This window comes from Kribbella hippodromi, assembly GCF_039531045.1.
Taxonomy (GTDB): domain Bacteria; phylum Actinomycetota; class Actinomycetes; order Propionibacteriales; family Kribbellaceae; genus Kribbella; species Kribbella hippodromi.
In genome coordinates, this window is record NZ_BAAAPH010000004.1 from 245,424 (window position 1) to 259,610 (window position 14,187).

The window sequence follows — 14,187 nt, forward strand, 5'->3', positions numbered from 1 at the left end:
CAGATGTGCCTGCCTGCACACGCGCACGTGTGTCTGCAGATGTGCCTGCCTGCACACCCGAACGTGTGTCTGCAGATGTGCCTGCGTGCGCGCCTGCAGGTGTGCCTGCCTGCGTATCTGCAGGGGTGCCTGCAGATACGCCTGGCTGCGTGTCTGCAGGTTTGTCTGCGTGGGGGCCTGGGCGGTGGCTGGTTGATGTGGATGACGTTGCGTGTGAGCCCGACCGTGTCGACGTGGGGTGCGCTCCGCCGGTGGTCTTGTTAGCCGTCATCCGGCGAAGGTTACCTCGGACCGCGGGCGGGAAGCCTCTGGTTATTGCACCCGTTCGGCGCGGGTACGGGCGACATCGCCCGTCCGGAGTGGGCGCAACGCGGTTGCGAGATCCAGTAGCTCGGTGACGAAGCGATCGAGTCGTTCAACGATGTCAGAGGCAACTAAACTCGGTGCGCCACCGTCGACGGGCGGTAGGTAGTCGGAATCCATCGTGCACAGCGGCGTAGTAGTGCTGACGCCGCGCAGACCACGGACGACCGTACGCAGCTGGTCCACCGCTTGCGTACTGCGCTGGCGGCCGTGGCTGATCAACCCGACCGGCTTGTGCTGGAACTGGCGCATCGACAAGCAGTCCAGCGCATTCTTGAGCACGCCGGAGAACGAGTTGTGATACAGCGGCGACGCCAGCACGACCGCATCCGCAGCGTCGATCTGCTTGACCAGTCGGCGCACGGTGAGGTCCGGGTGGTTCTCCGGGGCCCGATGGAACGCCGGATCGGCGATCGGTACCGGTTGCTCCGCGAGATCCCACCAGGCCACTTTCGCTTGCTCGGCGCTCAACCGGGCCCCGACCGCCAGGGCGAGCGCGGTCGTGTACGAGGGCTTTCGTACGCTGCCACTGACGACGAGCACCCTCAGCTCGGTCACGATGAAGTTTGCCCGGTGCCAACCTGCCCGGTGCCAACCTGCCCGGCGAGAGGCTGCCCGGTGACAGGCTGCGCCGCGACAGGACGCCCAGTGACAGATTGCGCGGGGGCAAGTTGCGCGGTGAGGAAGGCGACTGCCTGCGGCCAGGAGGCCGCCCGGGCGTCGGCGTTGTGCGGTTCCGGATGGCCGTCGACGTCCATGAAGCCGTGCTCGGCCTCCGGGTACACCTGGATCGTCGTCGGCGCGTCGCGCTCCTGCAAGGTGGCCTGCAGATCGAGGAAGGTGTCCAGCTTGGTCAGGTGGTCCTGACCGGCATAGATCAGGTGTACGGGCGCGGTGATGCTGCCCGCGACCGCCACCGCATCCACCTCCAGGTGCGGCGGCATCGGCCGGATCAGAGTCGGGAAGTACGGCACTACCGCAGCGAGCCGCTTGTCGACGGCAGCGTGCATCAGGTTGAACCGCCCGCCCATGCAGAAGCCGATCGTGCCGACCTTGAGGGCGCCCTCGTCCTCAATCAGATGGTCGACGCAGGTGGTCAGCTCGTCGATCACCGTCGAGTCCTTCAGCGCGGCCGAGCGGGCGCGCACCTCACTGTGGTCAGCCGCCGGCGCCTGGCCCGGGTACGGGTCCCAGATCAAGGTGGTCAGTCCGGCCTCGGCGAGCTCGGCCGCGAGGTCGCGTACCCGCTGGTTGAGTCCAAAGGCGAACGGCACCAGCAGAACCGCCGCGCCGTTGCCGGCCGCGGCCCGCGCCAGGTGACCGGACAGGCCGCGAAACTCGAGGTCTTCAGCTGTCGTCATGATTTGGTACTCCAAAAGGTAGGCGTCACCAGCTGCTGCTGGTCCGCGACTGGAACCGCCAGCCGTCTCCGGTACGAAGGAAGACATCGGCCATCAGCCCGAAGGCATGAATGACCGGAGGCGATCCGGTGCCGACGCGCAGCCGCAGGTTGTAGCAGCTGCCCTTGGCGCGGTCTTTGCTGTCAGCAACGATCTGGATGTTGGTATACAGATGCCGAACCCCGGCCGTACCCTCGCCCAGGCCGCGCAACTGGTCCTGGCCGCGCGTGATGCGTCCGTCTACGCGGGTGAACGAACCATCCGCGGTGAACAGATCGGCGGCGGCCCCCGGTTCGCCCAGGTCGAAACAGTGCGCGTACCGGGCGTACAGCTCGTGGATCTCCAAGATGTCCGCCGCGCTGAGCACGTTGTTCATTGGGCGCCCCCACGAGCTACGTCGAGGACCGCGGCCGGATCGGGTGGTTCGCTGTCGCCTCGCCAGGCGACATGACCATCGGGGCGTACGAGCACCAGGCGCCGCTCGTACTGCCGCGCCAGCGCAGGGTCATCCCAGCGGATCGCGCGCAGTGGTATACCAAATTTCTCCGCCGCGACGCGGAAGCCGCCGGACCAGGTGCCGTCGAAGGCAAGCAGCGTGAACCCGTCCCCAAAGAGGTCCAGCGTCGAGCGACCATCGGGCAGTACGCAATGCGGTGCCCGGTTCCCCGGCGCGCTGCTCTGCACCCAACTGGCCGCATCGTCGAAGGAGATTGGCTCGGCCGGTTCTGAGTCGCCCTGCACCACGATTGGCGAGCCGGCGTAGCTGTAGCCCAGCTCCAGCGCCGGTGACTCCAGCGCGAACTCCTTCTCCCGGCTGGCCTTGATCCTGGCCGCGAGCTCCGCCCGGTGGCTTGCGCCTTCGAGCGTGTCGTCCTCCAGCGAGGACGGGATCTCCAACCGGGTGTCGTCCCGGTGCAGCGCCTCGGCGTACCCGATGTTCCGCAGGCCGACCGGTCGTCGCTCGGCCTCGTACGATCGCAGTAGTCCCGGGCCGCCCCAGCCGTCCACGACCGCGGCGAGCTTCCAGCCGAGGTCCACAGCGTCTCCGAGCCCGGTGTTCATGCCGAAACCACCGGCCGGCCAGGGCAGATGCGCCGCGTCTCCGACCAGGAAGACCCGATCGGTTCCGTACGAGTCGGCGACCACGCAATGCCCCGACCAGGTCCGGGCGTTGAGGATCTCAAACGGTATACCAGGCAGCGCCCGTCGGCAGACTTCTTCGGTGTCCATCGCGGACAGGTCGTAGTTCTTGTCGTGCCACAGATTGACCCGCCACTCGTCCCGGCCGTCGACCGACGTGACGACGCCCCGTGCGCGCGGGCCGACGAGGTTGTAGTAGGCGGCCGGTCCGACGGTCCGGTGCGAGTTGAGTGGCGCGCGGACGGTGATCGCTACGTTGGAGGTCTCGGCGAAGCGGCCGCTCAAACCGATCCCGAGCTGCTTGCGTACGCCGCTGCGCCCGCCGTCGCATCCGACGAGATAACTCACCTGCACTTCCTCGGACGTACCGCTGTCGAGAGCGGTCAGCTGCACGAGTACGCCGTCGGTGTTCTCCGTGAATCCGTCGACCCGCGTACGGAGCCGGATCGTCACCGAAGGCAGGCCGCGTACGGTGTCCAGCAGCACCGGGTCGAAGTAGGTCTTCGGGCACCAGATGCGCGATTCCGGGCTGAACCGGGATCGGCCGGCGGGATCGCCGTTGGCCGGATGTTCGAAGCCGACCAGTTCGTGGCCGACGAAGCTGGTCACGTACCGGTAGGTGCGCGGATGGTCCGCCGGGAAACCGGAGTACCGGACTGCGTCGGCGATGCCCCAGCGGCGGAGATGTTCCATCGTCCGGGTGTTCACCAGGTTCGCCGTGGTGAAGTCGACCGTGCCGGTCCCCTGATCCACCAGCAGAGTCGGTACACCCCGCCGGCCAAGCTCAATAGCCAAGGAAAGCCCCACCGGCCCACCACCAGCAACCAGCACCTCCGCAGGTGTCACACCCGCCGCCCGCGATGGACCCACAGCAGCTGACGCAGTTGAGGTGCTCACAGGACCCGGTCCGTGGTCAGGCGGTTGATGGCTTCGGTGGACAGGCCGAGTAGCTCGGAGTAGATCTCATGGTTGTGCTGGCCTTTCGCGGGCGCGGGCGACGTGATTGCCGACGGGGTCTCGCTGAAGCGCACCCACGGACGCAGGAACCGTGACGTCGGCGCCCGCGGATCCTCCACCTCGACGAACGCTCCCCGGGCTTCGAGATGCTCGTCCTCCAACACCTCAGACAACCGGAGGACCGGGCCGGCGGAGATCCCGATGGACAGGAACACCTTCCACAGCTCGTCCCGGCTGGTCTCCCGCACCCAGCCCGACACCTCGGCCTCCAGCGCCTCGACGTTCGCCCGCCGATCAGCCGCAGTCGCGTACCGCGGATCGTCGATCGCCTCCGGCCGCCCCATCGCCGCCGCGAACCGCTCCCACAGATCGTTGGTGATATCCGGCAAATGAAACGCGATGTACCCGTCGGCGCACCGCTTCGGCGCGATCCCGACCGGCCGCCCCTCCACCTGCGTGTGGAAATTCGCGACCATGAAACCCATCAGGGCCTCCTGCATCGACACCGACACCTGCTGCCCGGGACCACCACGCTCACGCGCGAACAGCGCGGCGAGAATGCCCAGCGCCATCGACACCCCGGCCGCCTCGTCGCCGATTCCCTGCGGCTTCAGCCCTTCCTGACCCGCGTTCTCCCAGGCACTCGCGGTCCAGCCGCTGCTCGCCATGATCGTCGCCGCGTTCGCCCGCATATGCGCGTACGGCCCGTCCTCGCCGTAACCGCGTGAACTGGCGTAGATCAGGTCCGGATTGAGCTCCTTCAATTTGGTATACCCAATGCCCAGCCGGTCCATCACCCCGACCGAAAAGTTCTCCACCACCACATCCGCCTTGCGGGCCAGCTCGCGGAAGAGCTGTACGCCGCGTGGATCCTTCAGGTTCAGCGTGATGGCCTTCTTGTTCACGTTCACGACGCGAAACTCGTACCCGTCATGGTCGGCGTCCACGGGCATCCACGCATGCCGGAAGCGATCCCCGGCGCCGTGCTCGATCTTGATCACCTTTGCACCCAGATGCGCGAGCAGCATCGTGGCGAACGGCCCGTTCAAGACATGAGTCAGGTCGAGGACGAGTACGCCGTCGAGTGGTCCCTTGCGGATGGACATCAATTACCTCCACGCATCGTTGGCAGGGCGATCTCCGGGGAGACCGGCGTGAATTCGGCGGCTACAGGCAGCCCGATCCGTACATCGCCGGGTTGGCAGCCGAGCAGCTTGGTCGTCAGTACGACCTGCCCGTCGGCGCCGTCGAGTACGACCTCCGCGAGCACATACGGCACCTTGCCCAGCGCCGGATGCAAGACCCGGTGAACCACCACCCACGACCGCACAACTCCGGACCCGGGCAGCTCAACCCAGTCAGATGCTTGCGAATGACAACCAGGACAGAACTCGCCCGGAGGATGCCGCCACCGCCCACAGTCGGTACACCGCTGAGCACTCAGCCGACCCCGAGCACAGCAAGCCCAGAAGGGCGCGCTGTCAGCATCCGGCACAGGAAACGGCGGACCAGAACCCTTCATACAAAGGCCTTTCGCAATATGAGCGAACTGTCGCCACCTTGTCCGCAGACCAGTCCGAGCTCGGCATCACGGACCTGACGGCAGTACGCGCGGTCGTAGTCATGAGCACCAGCGCATAGATCGTCACGTACCCCAGACGTACGCAGCTGCTGCACTGCCTCCACGACATGCCCGAGCCCTTGGAGGTACGCCTCCGACAACAGCCCGCCGTGCGTATTCAGCGGTGTTGCGCCATCAAGACCCGCATGCCCCTCCTCGATCCAAGCCGGCGCCGCGCCGACTTCGCACAGCCCGAAGTCCTCCACATGCTGCAGACAAGTACCGGTGAAGGCGTCGTACAGCTGGGCGAAATCAAGATCGGCGGCACTGATCCCAGCCGCTCGATACAAGGCAGGCGCAGCCACCGCGGCATGCGTACGGTGATCCGCTGCCGCAACCGCGCCACCAAGACCTGCCACGATCGATACGCCACCGTGGCGCAGATCCCGCGCCCGCTCGCTCGACGTCACGACGACCGCGGCCGCGCCATCACTGGTGAGACAACAATCCATCCGCCGGAACGGCTCGACGATCCACGGCGACTCCTGATGCTCCGCCACAGTCAACGGCGTACGCATCATCGCTTTGGTATTCAGAACGGCATGCTCACGCTGAAGCATCGCCAACCCGGCGAAGTCGCGGTTCGTGATCCCGTACCGCTGCATGTACGCGGTGACAGCCGGCCCGAGATTCGCGGCCGCATGCAGCGCGCCGAACGGTACTCCCCACTGCCGTTTGCCGCGGGCCTGATCCGGCGGCGGAAGCAGTACCGGTCGCTCACTGCGGCCGTTCATCGCCCGGTATACCAAAACGTTCTCGCACAGTCCGGCGTACACGGCCATCGCCGCCGAGAGCACCGCCGAGCAGGCCGCGGCACCGCCAAGGTTGTCGAACAGCTGGTAATCGCACCGCGCGAGCCCAAGTGCGGCGACCAGTTCTTCCGGCCAGATCGTGTCCGGCGCCCATCCGTAGCAATAGGTCACGACGCCATCGATGTCCGTACTGGCCAAGCCGGCGTCGTCGATCGCGCGCAGGCTCGCCTCGGTCGCCAGCGCAGTGGTCGTACGCCCCGAGTCGCGGCTGAATTCGGTCCAGCCGATGCCCGCGATCGCGGTCGCATCACGAAAGCCGGTCACGAGCTCTCCTCCGGATGAAAGCTCCGCGGCGCCAACGGAGCACCGGAGAAGCCGAGCTCCGTCCAGCGCCGCGCGACCCGGTCGTACACCTCGCGCCGCAGCGCGGTCCGCTGCGAGAACACATCTAGATACCGGTGATCACGGCAAGCATTGATCAGGGCCTTGGACCCGTACCGGCGGATCTCCGGCGGGTTGAGCGTGGGGTCCAGCGGGGTCGACCAGGTCTTGCGCAGGATGTCGATGTCGTCGATCGGGCTGCAGCGCGTCGACATCGCCCACAACACGTCATTCAGGTCGGTGGGATCGACATCGTCGTCGACGGCAACGATCCACTTCGTGTAGTACGCGCCGCCGGGGCACTGCGCCGCGAGCGCCAGCGCCTGCGCGGCATGCCCCGCGTAACGTTGCGCCAGCGAGATCACCACGACCCCGAATCCGCCGGCCGCCGCGGGATGCGAGTACACCCCGGCGATCCCCGGGATGCCCATCCGCTGCAGGTCGTTCCAGATCCGGGCCGAGCGCACCACGCCGAAGAACGTCGACTGCTCGCACGCCGGATGATCAGCCATCAGCGCGTGCGTAACGATCGGATCGTCGCGATGGTGGATCGCCTTCACCCGCAGCAGCGGCGCGGCGCCCTCGGGCCGGCCGTAGTACCCGGTGAACTCGCCGAACGGTCCTTCCATCCGGCGCGCGCCTGGCTCGGCGACACATTCCAGTACGACATCAGCACGGGCCGGGATCAGCAGATCACTGTGCCGGGCCCGCACCACTTCGACCGGGGCACCGCGCAGACCGCCAACATGGTCGTACTCCGAGACGTTCTTCGGGAAACTCTGCGAGCTGACCAGGAACTGCAACGGATCGACACCGAGCACCACACAGACTGGTACGTCCTCGCCGCGCGCCCAGCGTCCTTCGATGTGCAGCAGCGCGTCCTTGCCGGGCGACAGGTACAGCCCTATCTCGTCGCGCCCTTGCACCATCATCCGGTACGTGCCGAGATTGAGGTTGCCGCCTTCAGGGTTGCGGGTGATCACCGAGTCGGCGGTGCCGAGGTACCGGCCGCCGTCGCCCGGCCAAAAGGTTGCGGCGGGCAACTTCGCGAGATCGACCTGATCGCCGGTCAACGTGTTTTGGTATACCAGCGCGCCGGCTGAGTCGACGAGTTTCGGTTCGATCACGCGGTCGAGCTTGCGCATCGTTGCCTCGATCAACTCGGTGGTCGTGAGCTCCGGGTCCTCGCCGAGCGCGACCGCGATCCGCCGCCGGCTGGAACCGAACGGGTTCCAGAGCGCGCGGTACCCGGGCCGGCCGGCGATGTTCTCGAAGAGCAACGCGGGTCCGCCCTCGCGACGACCGGCCAGGTACGTGATCGCGGACATCTCCTCGTCGACGTCCACCTCGGCGCCGATCCGTTGCACTTCGCCCAGCTCGTCCACGACCGCCAGCCACTCACGCAAGTCGCTCACCACCACTTCGGCAACCTCCTCATCAACCGCGGCACCAAGACCGCCTCATCGGGCACGGCAACCAACGCCGCCTCGTCCGGCACGGCAACCAACGCCGCCTCGTCGGTGTACGGCGACCAACGCCGCCTCATCGGTGTACGGCAACCAACGCCTCGTCGGTGTACGGGTGCACAACTCAGCCGACCGGATTCGCCGCGGCCTCTTCCAGTGAGCGCACCCGCCGCCACTGCTCCGCCGGGCGCGCCTTCCCGTCCCAGCCGATCTGATCCATCCCGGTATAGAGCTCGACGTCGTACCCATCCGGATCCAGGAACTCCAGCCCCGGATTGCATCCCGGACCCTTCCGCCCTTCGAAAACGATCGGCACCCCCCGCGTACGCAGGAAGTCCCGGATCTCGATCAGCTCCTCGAGCGAACCCACCTCGAACGCGCAATGATCGAACCCACGCTGCCGGCGGCTCTTGTCCGGCAACGGATTGTCCTCGCCGGCGGGCGCCAGCCCGAGCACGTGATGATCCGCCGCGCACCGCAGAAACACATACCCGTGCTCGTTCCGATCGGACACGGTGAACCCCATCACTTCGGTGTAGAACCGGGTACTCACCTCGACGTCCCGCACCCGCAAGATCAAATGCCCGAGCTTCCGCACTTTCACCGGAGTCCTCATCGCCACCTCCACATTTACTGTAGGCCTCTACTTTGTATCACGTAACAGTACCTCGCGGGTACGGATCCAGCGACGCAAAGCAACTTCCGGTTCACGCAGCCGGAACGACACGCCCGACACCAGCTCCGCGTACGGCGCGACATCGCACCGCACTTCCTCCACCACCGCCCCGAAGGTCGCCAACGCGAACCCCTCGATCGGCACATCCCGGCCGCGGAGCGCAGTCAGCCGCACCGAGTACGCCGCGCCGCCGTGCACGAAGGTCAAGACACCGCGACCCCGCCGACTCAGGTTCGATGCCGTGTCGCTGCTCGCCCACACCGCAAGTCCCAGCCGGCGCGTGCTGAGGGCAACCACTTCGCCAAGACTGAGCATCGCTTGCCGCGGCCAACCGTCAGCGTCGGTCGAAACCAGCACGAAAGCCTGCCCGGCGAACGGCGAAGGCCTGGAATCGCGCAGTAACGACAGCACCGACGACGGCAACTCGTTGCCCAAGGCCCACGACATGTCAGCCCCCTGCAGCGGCACCCGACCACCGCTCGACCAAGTTCAAGTGGATGCCGAACTGGTCGAGGATCTTCACAACCGTGTGGTCAACGAGGTCCTCGACCGTTTCCGGCCGGTGGTAGAACGCGGGCACCGGCGGCAAGATCGTCGCACCGGATTCGGTTGCCTGGGTCATCAATCTGAGATGTCCCAGGTGCAAGGGCGTTTCCCGGACCGCGAGTACGAGGCACCGCCGTTCTTTGAGGCAGACGTCCGCGGCCCGGGTGAGCAGGCTGTCGTTGTAGCTCGACGCGATCGCCGACAGCGACTTGATCGAGCACGGCACCACCGCCATCCCCAACGTCAGGAACGAACCACTGGAGATCGCGGCGGACAGGTCCCGATCGTCATGGACGTGATCCGCCAGTGCCAGCACGGTTCCGGGATCACGGCCAAGCTCCAACTCGATCGTCCGCCGAGCCCCACGCGACACGACGAGATGGATCTCGACGTCCGGCCGGTGCTCGCGAAGCACCTCCACCAGGCGTACGCCGTAATGCGGCGCGCTTGCCCCGGAAATCCCCACCACCAACCGAGGCGGCACCGAGACGGCACTCATCCGCCGAATCGCTTCTCGAGGCCAGCCAGCTCGGCCGCGCCCTGTTCGGACTCGAACCGCCGTGCTTCGGCAATCCCAGGCATGCGATCGAGCCAGCCCTGCAACGACCCGCTGTCCCGAAGCTCGGTCAGCAACGCCCGCTGAGCGTGCAACGCCGCCGTGAGCAACCACCCCGGCAACAGCGCCGCGTCGGCACCCAGCTCGCCGAACCGATGCACCGACATCCCCTTGGGCAGTACGCCGATCAGCGGCTTGTCCAACGCCGCACGCGTCTTCGCGATGTCCTCGGGCGTACGAGCCGCCAGCCACACCGCGTCCGCCCCGGCCTCGATGCACTCCCCCAACCGATCCAGCACCTCACCGAGATCGCCCTTGACCTCGGAGCGCGCGATGATCAAAAGGTCGTGGTCAGTACGCGTATCGACCGCGGCGCGAATCCGATCGACCAGCTCACGCCGGCCCACCGACGCCGGTTCGACCCCTTCCAGGTACGCGGGCCGCTTCGGGAAGCGCTGATCTTCCAGATGTAATGCGGCAACCCCGGCACGCTCGTACTCGCGCACTGTCCGCGCCACATTCGCGACTCCGCCGAAGCCGGTGTCGGCATCCGCGATCACCGGCACCTGCACCGCATCCACCACCCGCCGGATCGCGTCGACCGTCTCGGTCATGGTCAGGATTCCGGCATCGGCGTACCCGGCCAGGTGGTGCAGAACGCTCCCCGAACAGTGCACGGCGGGCATCCCGACGGACTCGATCAGGCGCGCGGTGACCGCGTCGCCACAGCTCGGCGCGAGCACGATGTCCGGTCCGGCGAGCAGCTCCCGCAACCGCCGGCGCCGCCCGCCCGGCGTGAACTCATCAGTCATCCTGATCTCCTCGAGAATTTAGTACAGGCCTCTACTTTGCATGATTGCATAGTTTCCTGGTTCAGAGTACGTTGGCCGGCATGACAGAGGGATCACTCCGGCCTGCTTCGATCCCCGCCAAGCTGGCAACGGATCTCGTGATGGCCTGCCGGCTGCTGCATGCGCAAGGCCTGCTGACCTACAGCGGACACATCTCCGCCCGGCTGCCGGACAGCGACGGGATCGTCATTCACTCCCGCGACAAACACCGCGGCGCCGTGACGCCGGCGGACTTGCTGACGTGCGACCTGAACGGCCAAGCACAAGGCCAGCAGCAAGTACCGATCGAAATCTTCATCCACACCGAGATCTACCGAAGCCGTCCCGACGTGAGGTCGGTCGTCCACACGCACTCGCCCCTCGCGGCGGTGTTCAGTGCGACGCGGACGCCGATCGTCGCGGCGAAGAACCACGCGCACCGCTGGCGCGACGGCGTGCCCACCCATCCCGATCCGACCCACATCGGCAGCAGCGAGCAGGGCAAAGAACTCGCGACCACGCTCGGACACCACCACGCCGCCTTGCTGCGTACGCACGGCGGCGTCATCGTTGCCGAAAGCATCGAAGCGGCCGTTGTCGACAGCATCCATTTCGAAGAGAACCTGCACACCCAGCTGGCCGCGACCAGCCTCGGATCTCTCGCCCCACTCACCGAGGGCGAACTCGAACGGCTCACCGCCACCTTCAACCGGGAACGACACGTCCGGCGCCTGTGGCGCTACTACACCGAGGGACTGCCCGCATGATTGGGCGACCCAACGACCTGGACGAGGCGCGCGAGTTGCTTGCGGTCGCCTGCCGGGTGCTGTTCCGGCTCGGCCTGGTCGACTACATGGGCCATCCGAGCCTCCGGATTCCCGGCTCCGACCTGATCCTGATCAAGCCGCGGCACTCGACCCGGATCGGCGCCCAGGACGCGATCCCGCCGGAGCGGATGGCGGTGATCGATCTCGACGGCCGGCTCATCGCCGGCACCGATCCGCCGCCCGGCGAACGGTTCATCCACACCGCGATCTACCAGGCGCGGCCGGACGTCGGCGCGATCGTACACACCCATCAACCGATGGCGACAGTGATGGGGATCGCCGGGGAACCGATCCAGCCGATCCTGCACGTCCAGTCGGAGTTGGTGAGCGAGCCGATTCCGGTCTGGGAGTGCGCGAGGCTCGTCACGGACGCCGCACTTGGCGCGGACCTCGCCCAAACCCTTGGTACGCAGCGCATCTGTCATCTCCGCGGCCACGGAATCGTCAGCGTCGCCGAATCCCTGCCCGAGGCAGTGATCAACGCGATCCACCTCGAGCAGCTGGCCGAGGCCGCCTGGCGGGTCCGGGCGATGGGCGCGCGGCCGCGAGTGATTCCACCCGACGAGATCGAGCAGCGCGCCGCCACCGGCTCCGGCTGGGCGGTGCGCTGGCACTACTACACGGAGACAACCGACACACCATGAGGAGAACGTGATGACCGCGCAACCGGCTGCCCGGAAGAAGTTCGACGTCGGCGGGGTGCTCCTGGACCGCCCGTTCAAGATCCGCCGGCTGAACCATTTCGGCCTCAACACCGCGGACATGGACGCCGCACTGCACTTCTACGGAACCCTGCTCGGCTTCCGCGTGACCGACACCCTGGACATGACCGGGATCGTCAAACGCCGCTTCCCCGACCTCGAACAACCCTGCTCCGGCACGGGGTACTTCCTGCAGCACAACACCGACCACCACACGCTCGTACTGTTCAGCGCCTGGCACTACCAGACGCTGATGGGCAACCTGCCGGACGGCGTGAGCGCGAACCAGATCACCTGGCAGGCGAACAGCATGGCCGAGGTGAACAACGCGATCGGCTGGTTCCAGGGCAACGGTCACAAGCTGCACAAGGTCGGCCGGGACATGCCGGGGTCGAACTGGCACTTGTACATGTTCGATCCCGACCGGCATCGCAACGAGATCGTGTACGGCATCGAGCAGATCGGCTGGGACGGTCTGAGCAAACCACGCGAGATGTACTACCGCGCCTTCCACGACACACCGGCGATTCCGCAGACCAACGAGTACACCGAAGTGCAGGACGCACTTGCCCGCGGCATCGACATCCACTCCGGGCACCGCCATCTCGACGCGCTGCCGGCGAACCACGATGTCGAGGGCATCATGCTCCCCCGGCCGTTCAAGGTCGTGAAGCACGGGCCGGTCGGGCTGTTCGTGGCGGACCTGGAGATCGCGCTGGACTTCTACGTCCACGAGCTCGGATTCACGATCACCGAAGAGGTCACGTACGAAGGACATCGCTGCATCTACCTGCGCGCGAACACCGAGCATCACTCGCTGGCGCTGTACCCGATCGAACTCCGCGGTGTCACGGGCCTCTCGCAGACGAGTACGACGGCCATGTTCGGCTGCCAGGTCGCGAGCTACCGGCAACTGCGCAACGCAGTCGAGTTCTTCAAGGCCAATGGTTGCGACGTCATCGAACCCGATCCGGCACTGCACCCGGGGATCGACTACGCCGCGCACGTGGTGGACCCGGACGGGCACATTGTGCAGCTCTACTACTACATGGAGCAGATCGGCTGGGACGGCAAGCCGCGTCCCGCCGCGGAGCGCCCGGTGATCACGCCCGGCGAATGGCCCGAAACCGTACCGAACTACAGCGACACCTACCAGGGCGAGACATTCCTCGGCCCGTGGGGCTGACCCGACTATTCCATCTATAGGGAGAACCTCCATGTCTGAAGACATCACCGCCAGTCGGATCAAGGTCGGTGAGCTCAACGCGTACCTGGCCCGGCCGACCGCTCCGCACACCGGTGGAATGCTCCTGCTGCCGATGCTCAGTGGGTTGGGCAAGCAGCTCCGTACGTACGCCGAGGAGGTCGCCCGCGCCGGAGTCACCGCGCTGGCCTGGGACCCGTGGCACGGTCCGACCGGCGACGAGCTCGATCATGAGCAGCTGCGCGGGTTGCTCGGCGGGCTGAAGGACCCGACCTCGCTTGAAGAGCAGAAGGTCCTGCTGGATCACCTGTTCGACGAGCTGGGGCTGGCCAAGGTCGGCGTCATGGGCTGGTGCCTCGGCGGCCGGTACGCGCTGGTGCTCGCCGCGCACGATCATCGGGTGGCCAACTGCGTCGCGTACCACCCGACGGTGATGCCCGAGCCGACGCCTGCGCAGGACGAGGACGCGATCGCGCTGGCCGGCGAGATCACCTGCCCGACGTCGCTGATCTACCCAGGCGCGGACCACATCGTGCCGCTGGAGAGCTTCAAGCTGCTCCAGAAGGCGCTGAACAAGCGGGAGTCGGCGCCCAGCGTGGTGCACATCTACCCAGGCGCCGGCCACGGCTTCATGGAGGCCGGCCGGCAGGACCAGGAAGCCAACCGGCTGGCCACGAAACTCTCCTGGCCGCAAACCCTGGAGTTCATCCGCGCCACCGTCTCCTGACCACAAACAGTGGGGCGGGGAGCCAACCGGCTCCCCGCCC

Annotated in this window: 17 protein-coding genes; 4 read left to right on the top strand and 13 right to left on the bottom strand. The window is 66.7% G+C overall.

The annotated features are described in order from the left end of the window. Positions 1–312: 312 nt before the first annotated feature. Genes ABD260_RS08085 through ABD260_RS08145 form a run of 13 tightly spaced genes read right to left on the bottom strand, consistent with a single transcriptional unit; the run spans position 313 to position 10,670 of the window. A complete protein-coding gene (locus tag ABD260_RS08085) occupies positions 313–921 on the bottom strand; it encodes an NADPH-dependent FMN reductase (RefSeq protein ID WP_344232741.1) in 609 nt (202 codons plus the stop codon). Then, positions 918–1,724 carry a dienelactone hydrolase family protein gene (locus ABD260_RS08090; protein ID WP_344232742.1) on the bottom strand — a complete coding sequence of 269 codons (807 nt, stop codon included), beginning with the start codon at positions 1,722–1,724 and terminating at the stop codon, positions 918–920. The genes ABD260_RS08085 and ABD260_RS08090 overlap by 4 nt, the downstream gene beginning before the upstream one ends. A 25-nt stretch (positions 1,725–1,749) precedes the next feature. Further along, on the bottom strand, positions 1,750–2,139 hold the full coding sequence (locus ABD260_RS08095; protein ID WP_344232743.1) for a nuclear transport factor 2 family protein: 390 nt from the start codon (positions 2,137–2,139) through the stop codon (positions 1,750–1,752). Beyond that, positions 2,136–3,800, bottom strand: coding sequence for an FAD-dependent monooxygenase (locus tag ABD260_RS08100; protein WP_344232744.1), 1,665 nt, complete (start codon positions 3,798–3,800; stop codon positions 2,136–2,138). The genes ABD260_RS08095 and ABD260_RS08100 overlap by 4 nt, the downstream gene beginning before the upstream one ends. Beyond that, positions 3,797–4,966 (bottom strand): CaiB/BaiF CoA transferase family protein, encoded by a 1,170-nt coding sequence (locus ABD260_RS08105; protein WP_344232746.1) that lies wholly within the window; start codon positions 4,964–4,966, stop codon positions 3,797–3,799. The genes ABD260_RS08100 and ABD260_RS08105 overlap by 4 nt, the downstream gene beginning before the upstream one ends. Beyond that, a complete protein-coding gene (locus tag ABD260_RS08110; protein WP_344232747.1) occupies positions 4,966–5,382 on the bottom strand; it encodes a Zn-ribbon domain-containing OB-fold protein in 417 nt (138 codons plus the stop codon). Before ABD260_RS08110 ends, ABD260_RS08105 begins: the two co-directional genes overlap by 1 nt. Further along, positions 5,379–6,557: a thiolase C-terminal domain-containing protein gene (locus tag ABD260_RS08115; protein ID WP_344232748.1), complete on the bottom strand. Its 1,179-nt coding sequence runs from the start codon at positions 6,555–6,557 to the stop codon at positions 5,379–5,381. The genes ABD260_RS08110 and ABD260_RS08115 overlap by 4 nt, the downstream gene beginning before the upstream one ends. Next, entirely contained in the window at positions 6,554–8,029 is a 1,476-nt protein-coding gene (locus tag ABD260_RS08120; protein ID WP_344232749.1) for a UbiD family decarboxylase, read from the bottom strand. Before ABD260_RS08120 ends, ABD260_RS08115 begins: the two co-directional genes overlap by 4 nt. Next, the gene (locus ABD260_RS08125) at positions 8,026–8,160 is read right to left on the bottom strand and encodes a hypothetical protein (RefSeq protein ID WP_344232750.1); all 135 of its coding nucleotides are present in this window, start codon (positions 8,158–8,160) and stop codon (positions 8,026–8,028) included. The genes ABD260_RS08120 and ABD260_RS08125 overlap by 4 nt, the downstream gene beginning before the upstream one ends. Before the next feature lie 44 nt (positions 8,161–8,204). Then, positions 8,205–8,696, bottom strand: coding sequence for a VOC family protein (locus ABD260_RS08130; RefSeq protein ID WP_344232751.1), 492 nt, complete (start codon positions 8,694–8,696; stop codon positions 8,205–8,207). A 27-nt stretch (positions 8,697–8,723) separates the two neighbouring features. Then, positions 8,724–9,203, bottom strand: a complete 480-nt coding sequence (locus ABD260_RS08135) for a PNPOx family protein (protein ID WP_344232753.1) — start codon at positions 9,201–9,203, stop codon at positions 8,724–8,726. A 1-nt stretch (position 9,204) separates the two neighbouring features. Further along, entirely contained in the window at positions 9,205–9,801 is a 597-nt protein-coding gene (locus ABD260_RS08140; RefSeq protein WP_344232754.1) for a UbiX family flavin prenyltransferase, read from the bottom strand. Next, positions 9,798–10,670 carry an isocitrate lyase/PEP mutase family protein gene (locus tag ABD260_RS08145; RefSeq protein WP_344232755.1) on the bottom strand — a complete coding sequence of 291 codons (873 nt, stop codon included), beginning with the start codon at positions 10,668–10,670 and terminating at the stop codon, positions 9,798–9,800. The genes ABD260_RS08140 and ABD260_RS08145 overlap by 4 nt, the downstream gene beginning before the upstream one ends. Before the next feature lie 80 nt (positions 10,671–10,750). On the opposite strand from ABD260_RS08145, the gene ABD260_RS08150 reads away from it, so the two are divergent. Genes ABD260_RS08150 through ABD260_RS08165 form a run of 4 tightly spaced genes read left to right on the top strand, consistent with a single transcriptional unit; the run spans position 10,751 to position 14,147 of the window. Next, complete coding sequence (locus tag ABD260_RS08150; RefSeq protein ID WP_344232756.1) at positions 10,751–11,455, top strand: class II aldolase/adducin family protein; 705 nt, start codon at positions 10,751–10,753, stop codon at positions 11,453–11,455. Beyond that, positions 11,452–12,159, top strand: coding sequence for a class II aldolase/adducin family protein (locus ABD260_RS08155; protein WP_344232757.1), 708 nt, complete (start codon positions 11,452–11,454; stop codon positions 12,157–12,159). The genes ABD260_RS08150 and ABD260_RS08155 overlap by 4 nt, the downstream gene beginning before the upstream one ends. 10 nt (positions 12,160–12,169) lie before the next feature. Then, positions 12,170–13,402 (top strand): VOC family protein, encoded by a 1,233-nt coding sequence (locus ABD260_RS08160; protein WP_344232758.1) that lies wholly within the window; start codon positions 12,170–12,172, stop codon positions 13,400–13,402. Between the two features lie 31 nt (positions 13,403–13,433). Continuing rightward, positions 13,434–14,147, top strand: a complete 714-nt coding sequence (locus ABD260_RS08165; RefSeq protein ID WP_344232759.1) for a dienelactone hydrolase family protein — start codon at positions 13,434–13,436, stop codon at positions 14,145–14,147. Positions 14,148–14,187: the final 40 nt, after the last annotated feature.

Excerpts from the sequence above, each read along its gene's own strand:
- ABD260_RS08090 (WP_344232742.1), bottom strand. The coding sequence starts at position 1,724 with ATGACGACAGCTGAAGACCTCGAGTTTCGCGGCCTGTCCGGTCACCTG.
- ABD260_RS08095 (WP_344232743.1), bottom strand. The coding sequence starts at position 2,139 with ATGAACAACGTGCTCAGCGCGGCGGACATCTTGGAGATCCACGAGCTG.
- ABD260_RS08105 (WP_344232746.1), bottom strand. The coding sequence starts at position 4,966 with ATGTCCATCCGCAAGGGACCACTCGACGGCGTACTCGTCCTCGACCTG.
- ABD260_RS08110 (WP_344232747.1), bottom strand. The coding sequence starts at position 5,382 with ATGAAGGGTTCTGGTCCGCCGTTTCCTGTGCCGGATGCTGACAGCGCG.
- ABD260_RS08125 (WP_344232750.1), bottom strand. The coding sequence starts at position 8,160 with ATGAGGCGGCGTTGGTCGCCGTACACCGACGAGGCGGCGTTGGTTGCC.
- ABD260_RS08130 (WP_344232751.1), bottom strand. The coding sequence starts at position 8,696 with ATGAGGACTCCGGTGAAAGTGCGGAAGCTCGGGCATTTGATCTTGCGG.
- ABD260_RS08135 (WP_344232753.1), bottom strand. The coding sequence starts at position 9,203 with ATGTCGTGGGCCTTGGGCAACGAGTTGCCGTCGTCGGTGCTGTCGTTA.
- ABD260_RS08140 (WP_344232754.1), bottom strand. The coding sequence starts at position 9,801 with ATGAGTGCCGTCTCGGTGCCGCCTCGGTTGGTGGTGGGGATTTCCGGG.
- ABD260_RS08145 (WP_344232755.1), bottom strand. The coding sequence starts at position 10,670 with ATGACTGATGAGTTCACGCCGGGCGGGCGGCGCCGGCGGTTGCGGGAG.
- ABD260_RS08150 (WP_344232756.1), top strand. The coding sequence starts at position 10,751 with ATGACAGAGGGATCACTCCGGCCTGCTTCGATCCCCGCCAAGCTGGCA.
- ABD260_RS08155 (WP_344232757.1), top strand. The coding sequence starts at position 11,452 with ATGATTGGGCGACCCAACGACCTGGACGAGGCGCGCGAGTTGCTTGCG.
- ABD260_RS08160 (WP_344232758.1), top strand. The coding sequence starts at position 12,170 with ATGACCGCGCAACCGGCTGCCCGGAAGAAGTTCGACGTCGGCGGGGTG.
- ABD260_RS08165 (WP_344232759.1), top strand. The coding sequence starts at position 13,434 with ATGTCTGAAGACATCACCGCCAGTCGGATCAAGGTCGGTGAGCTCAAC.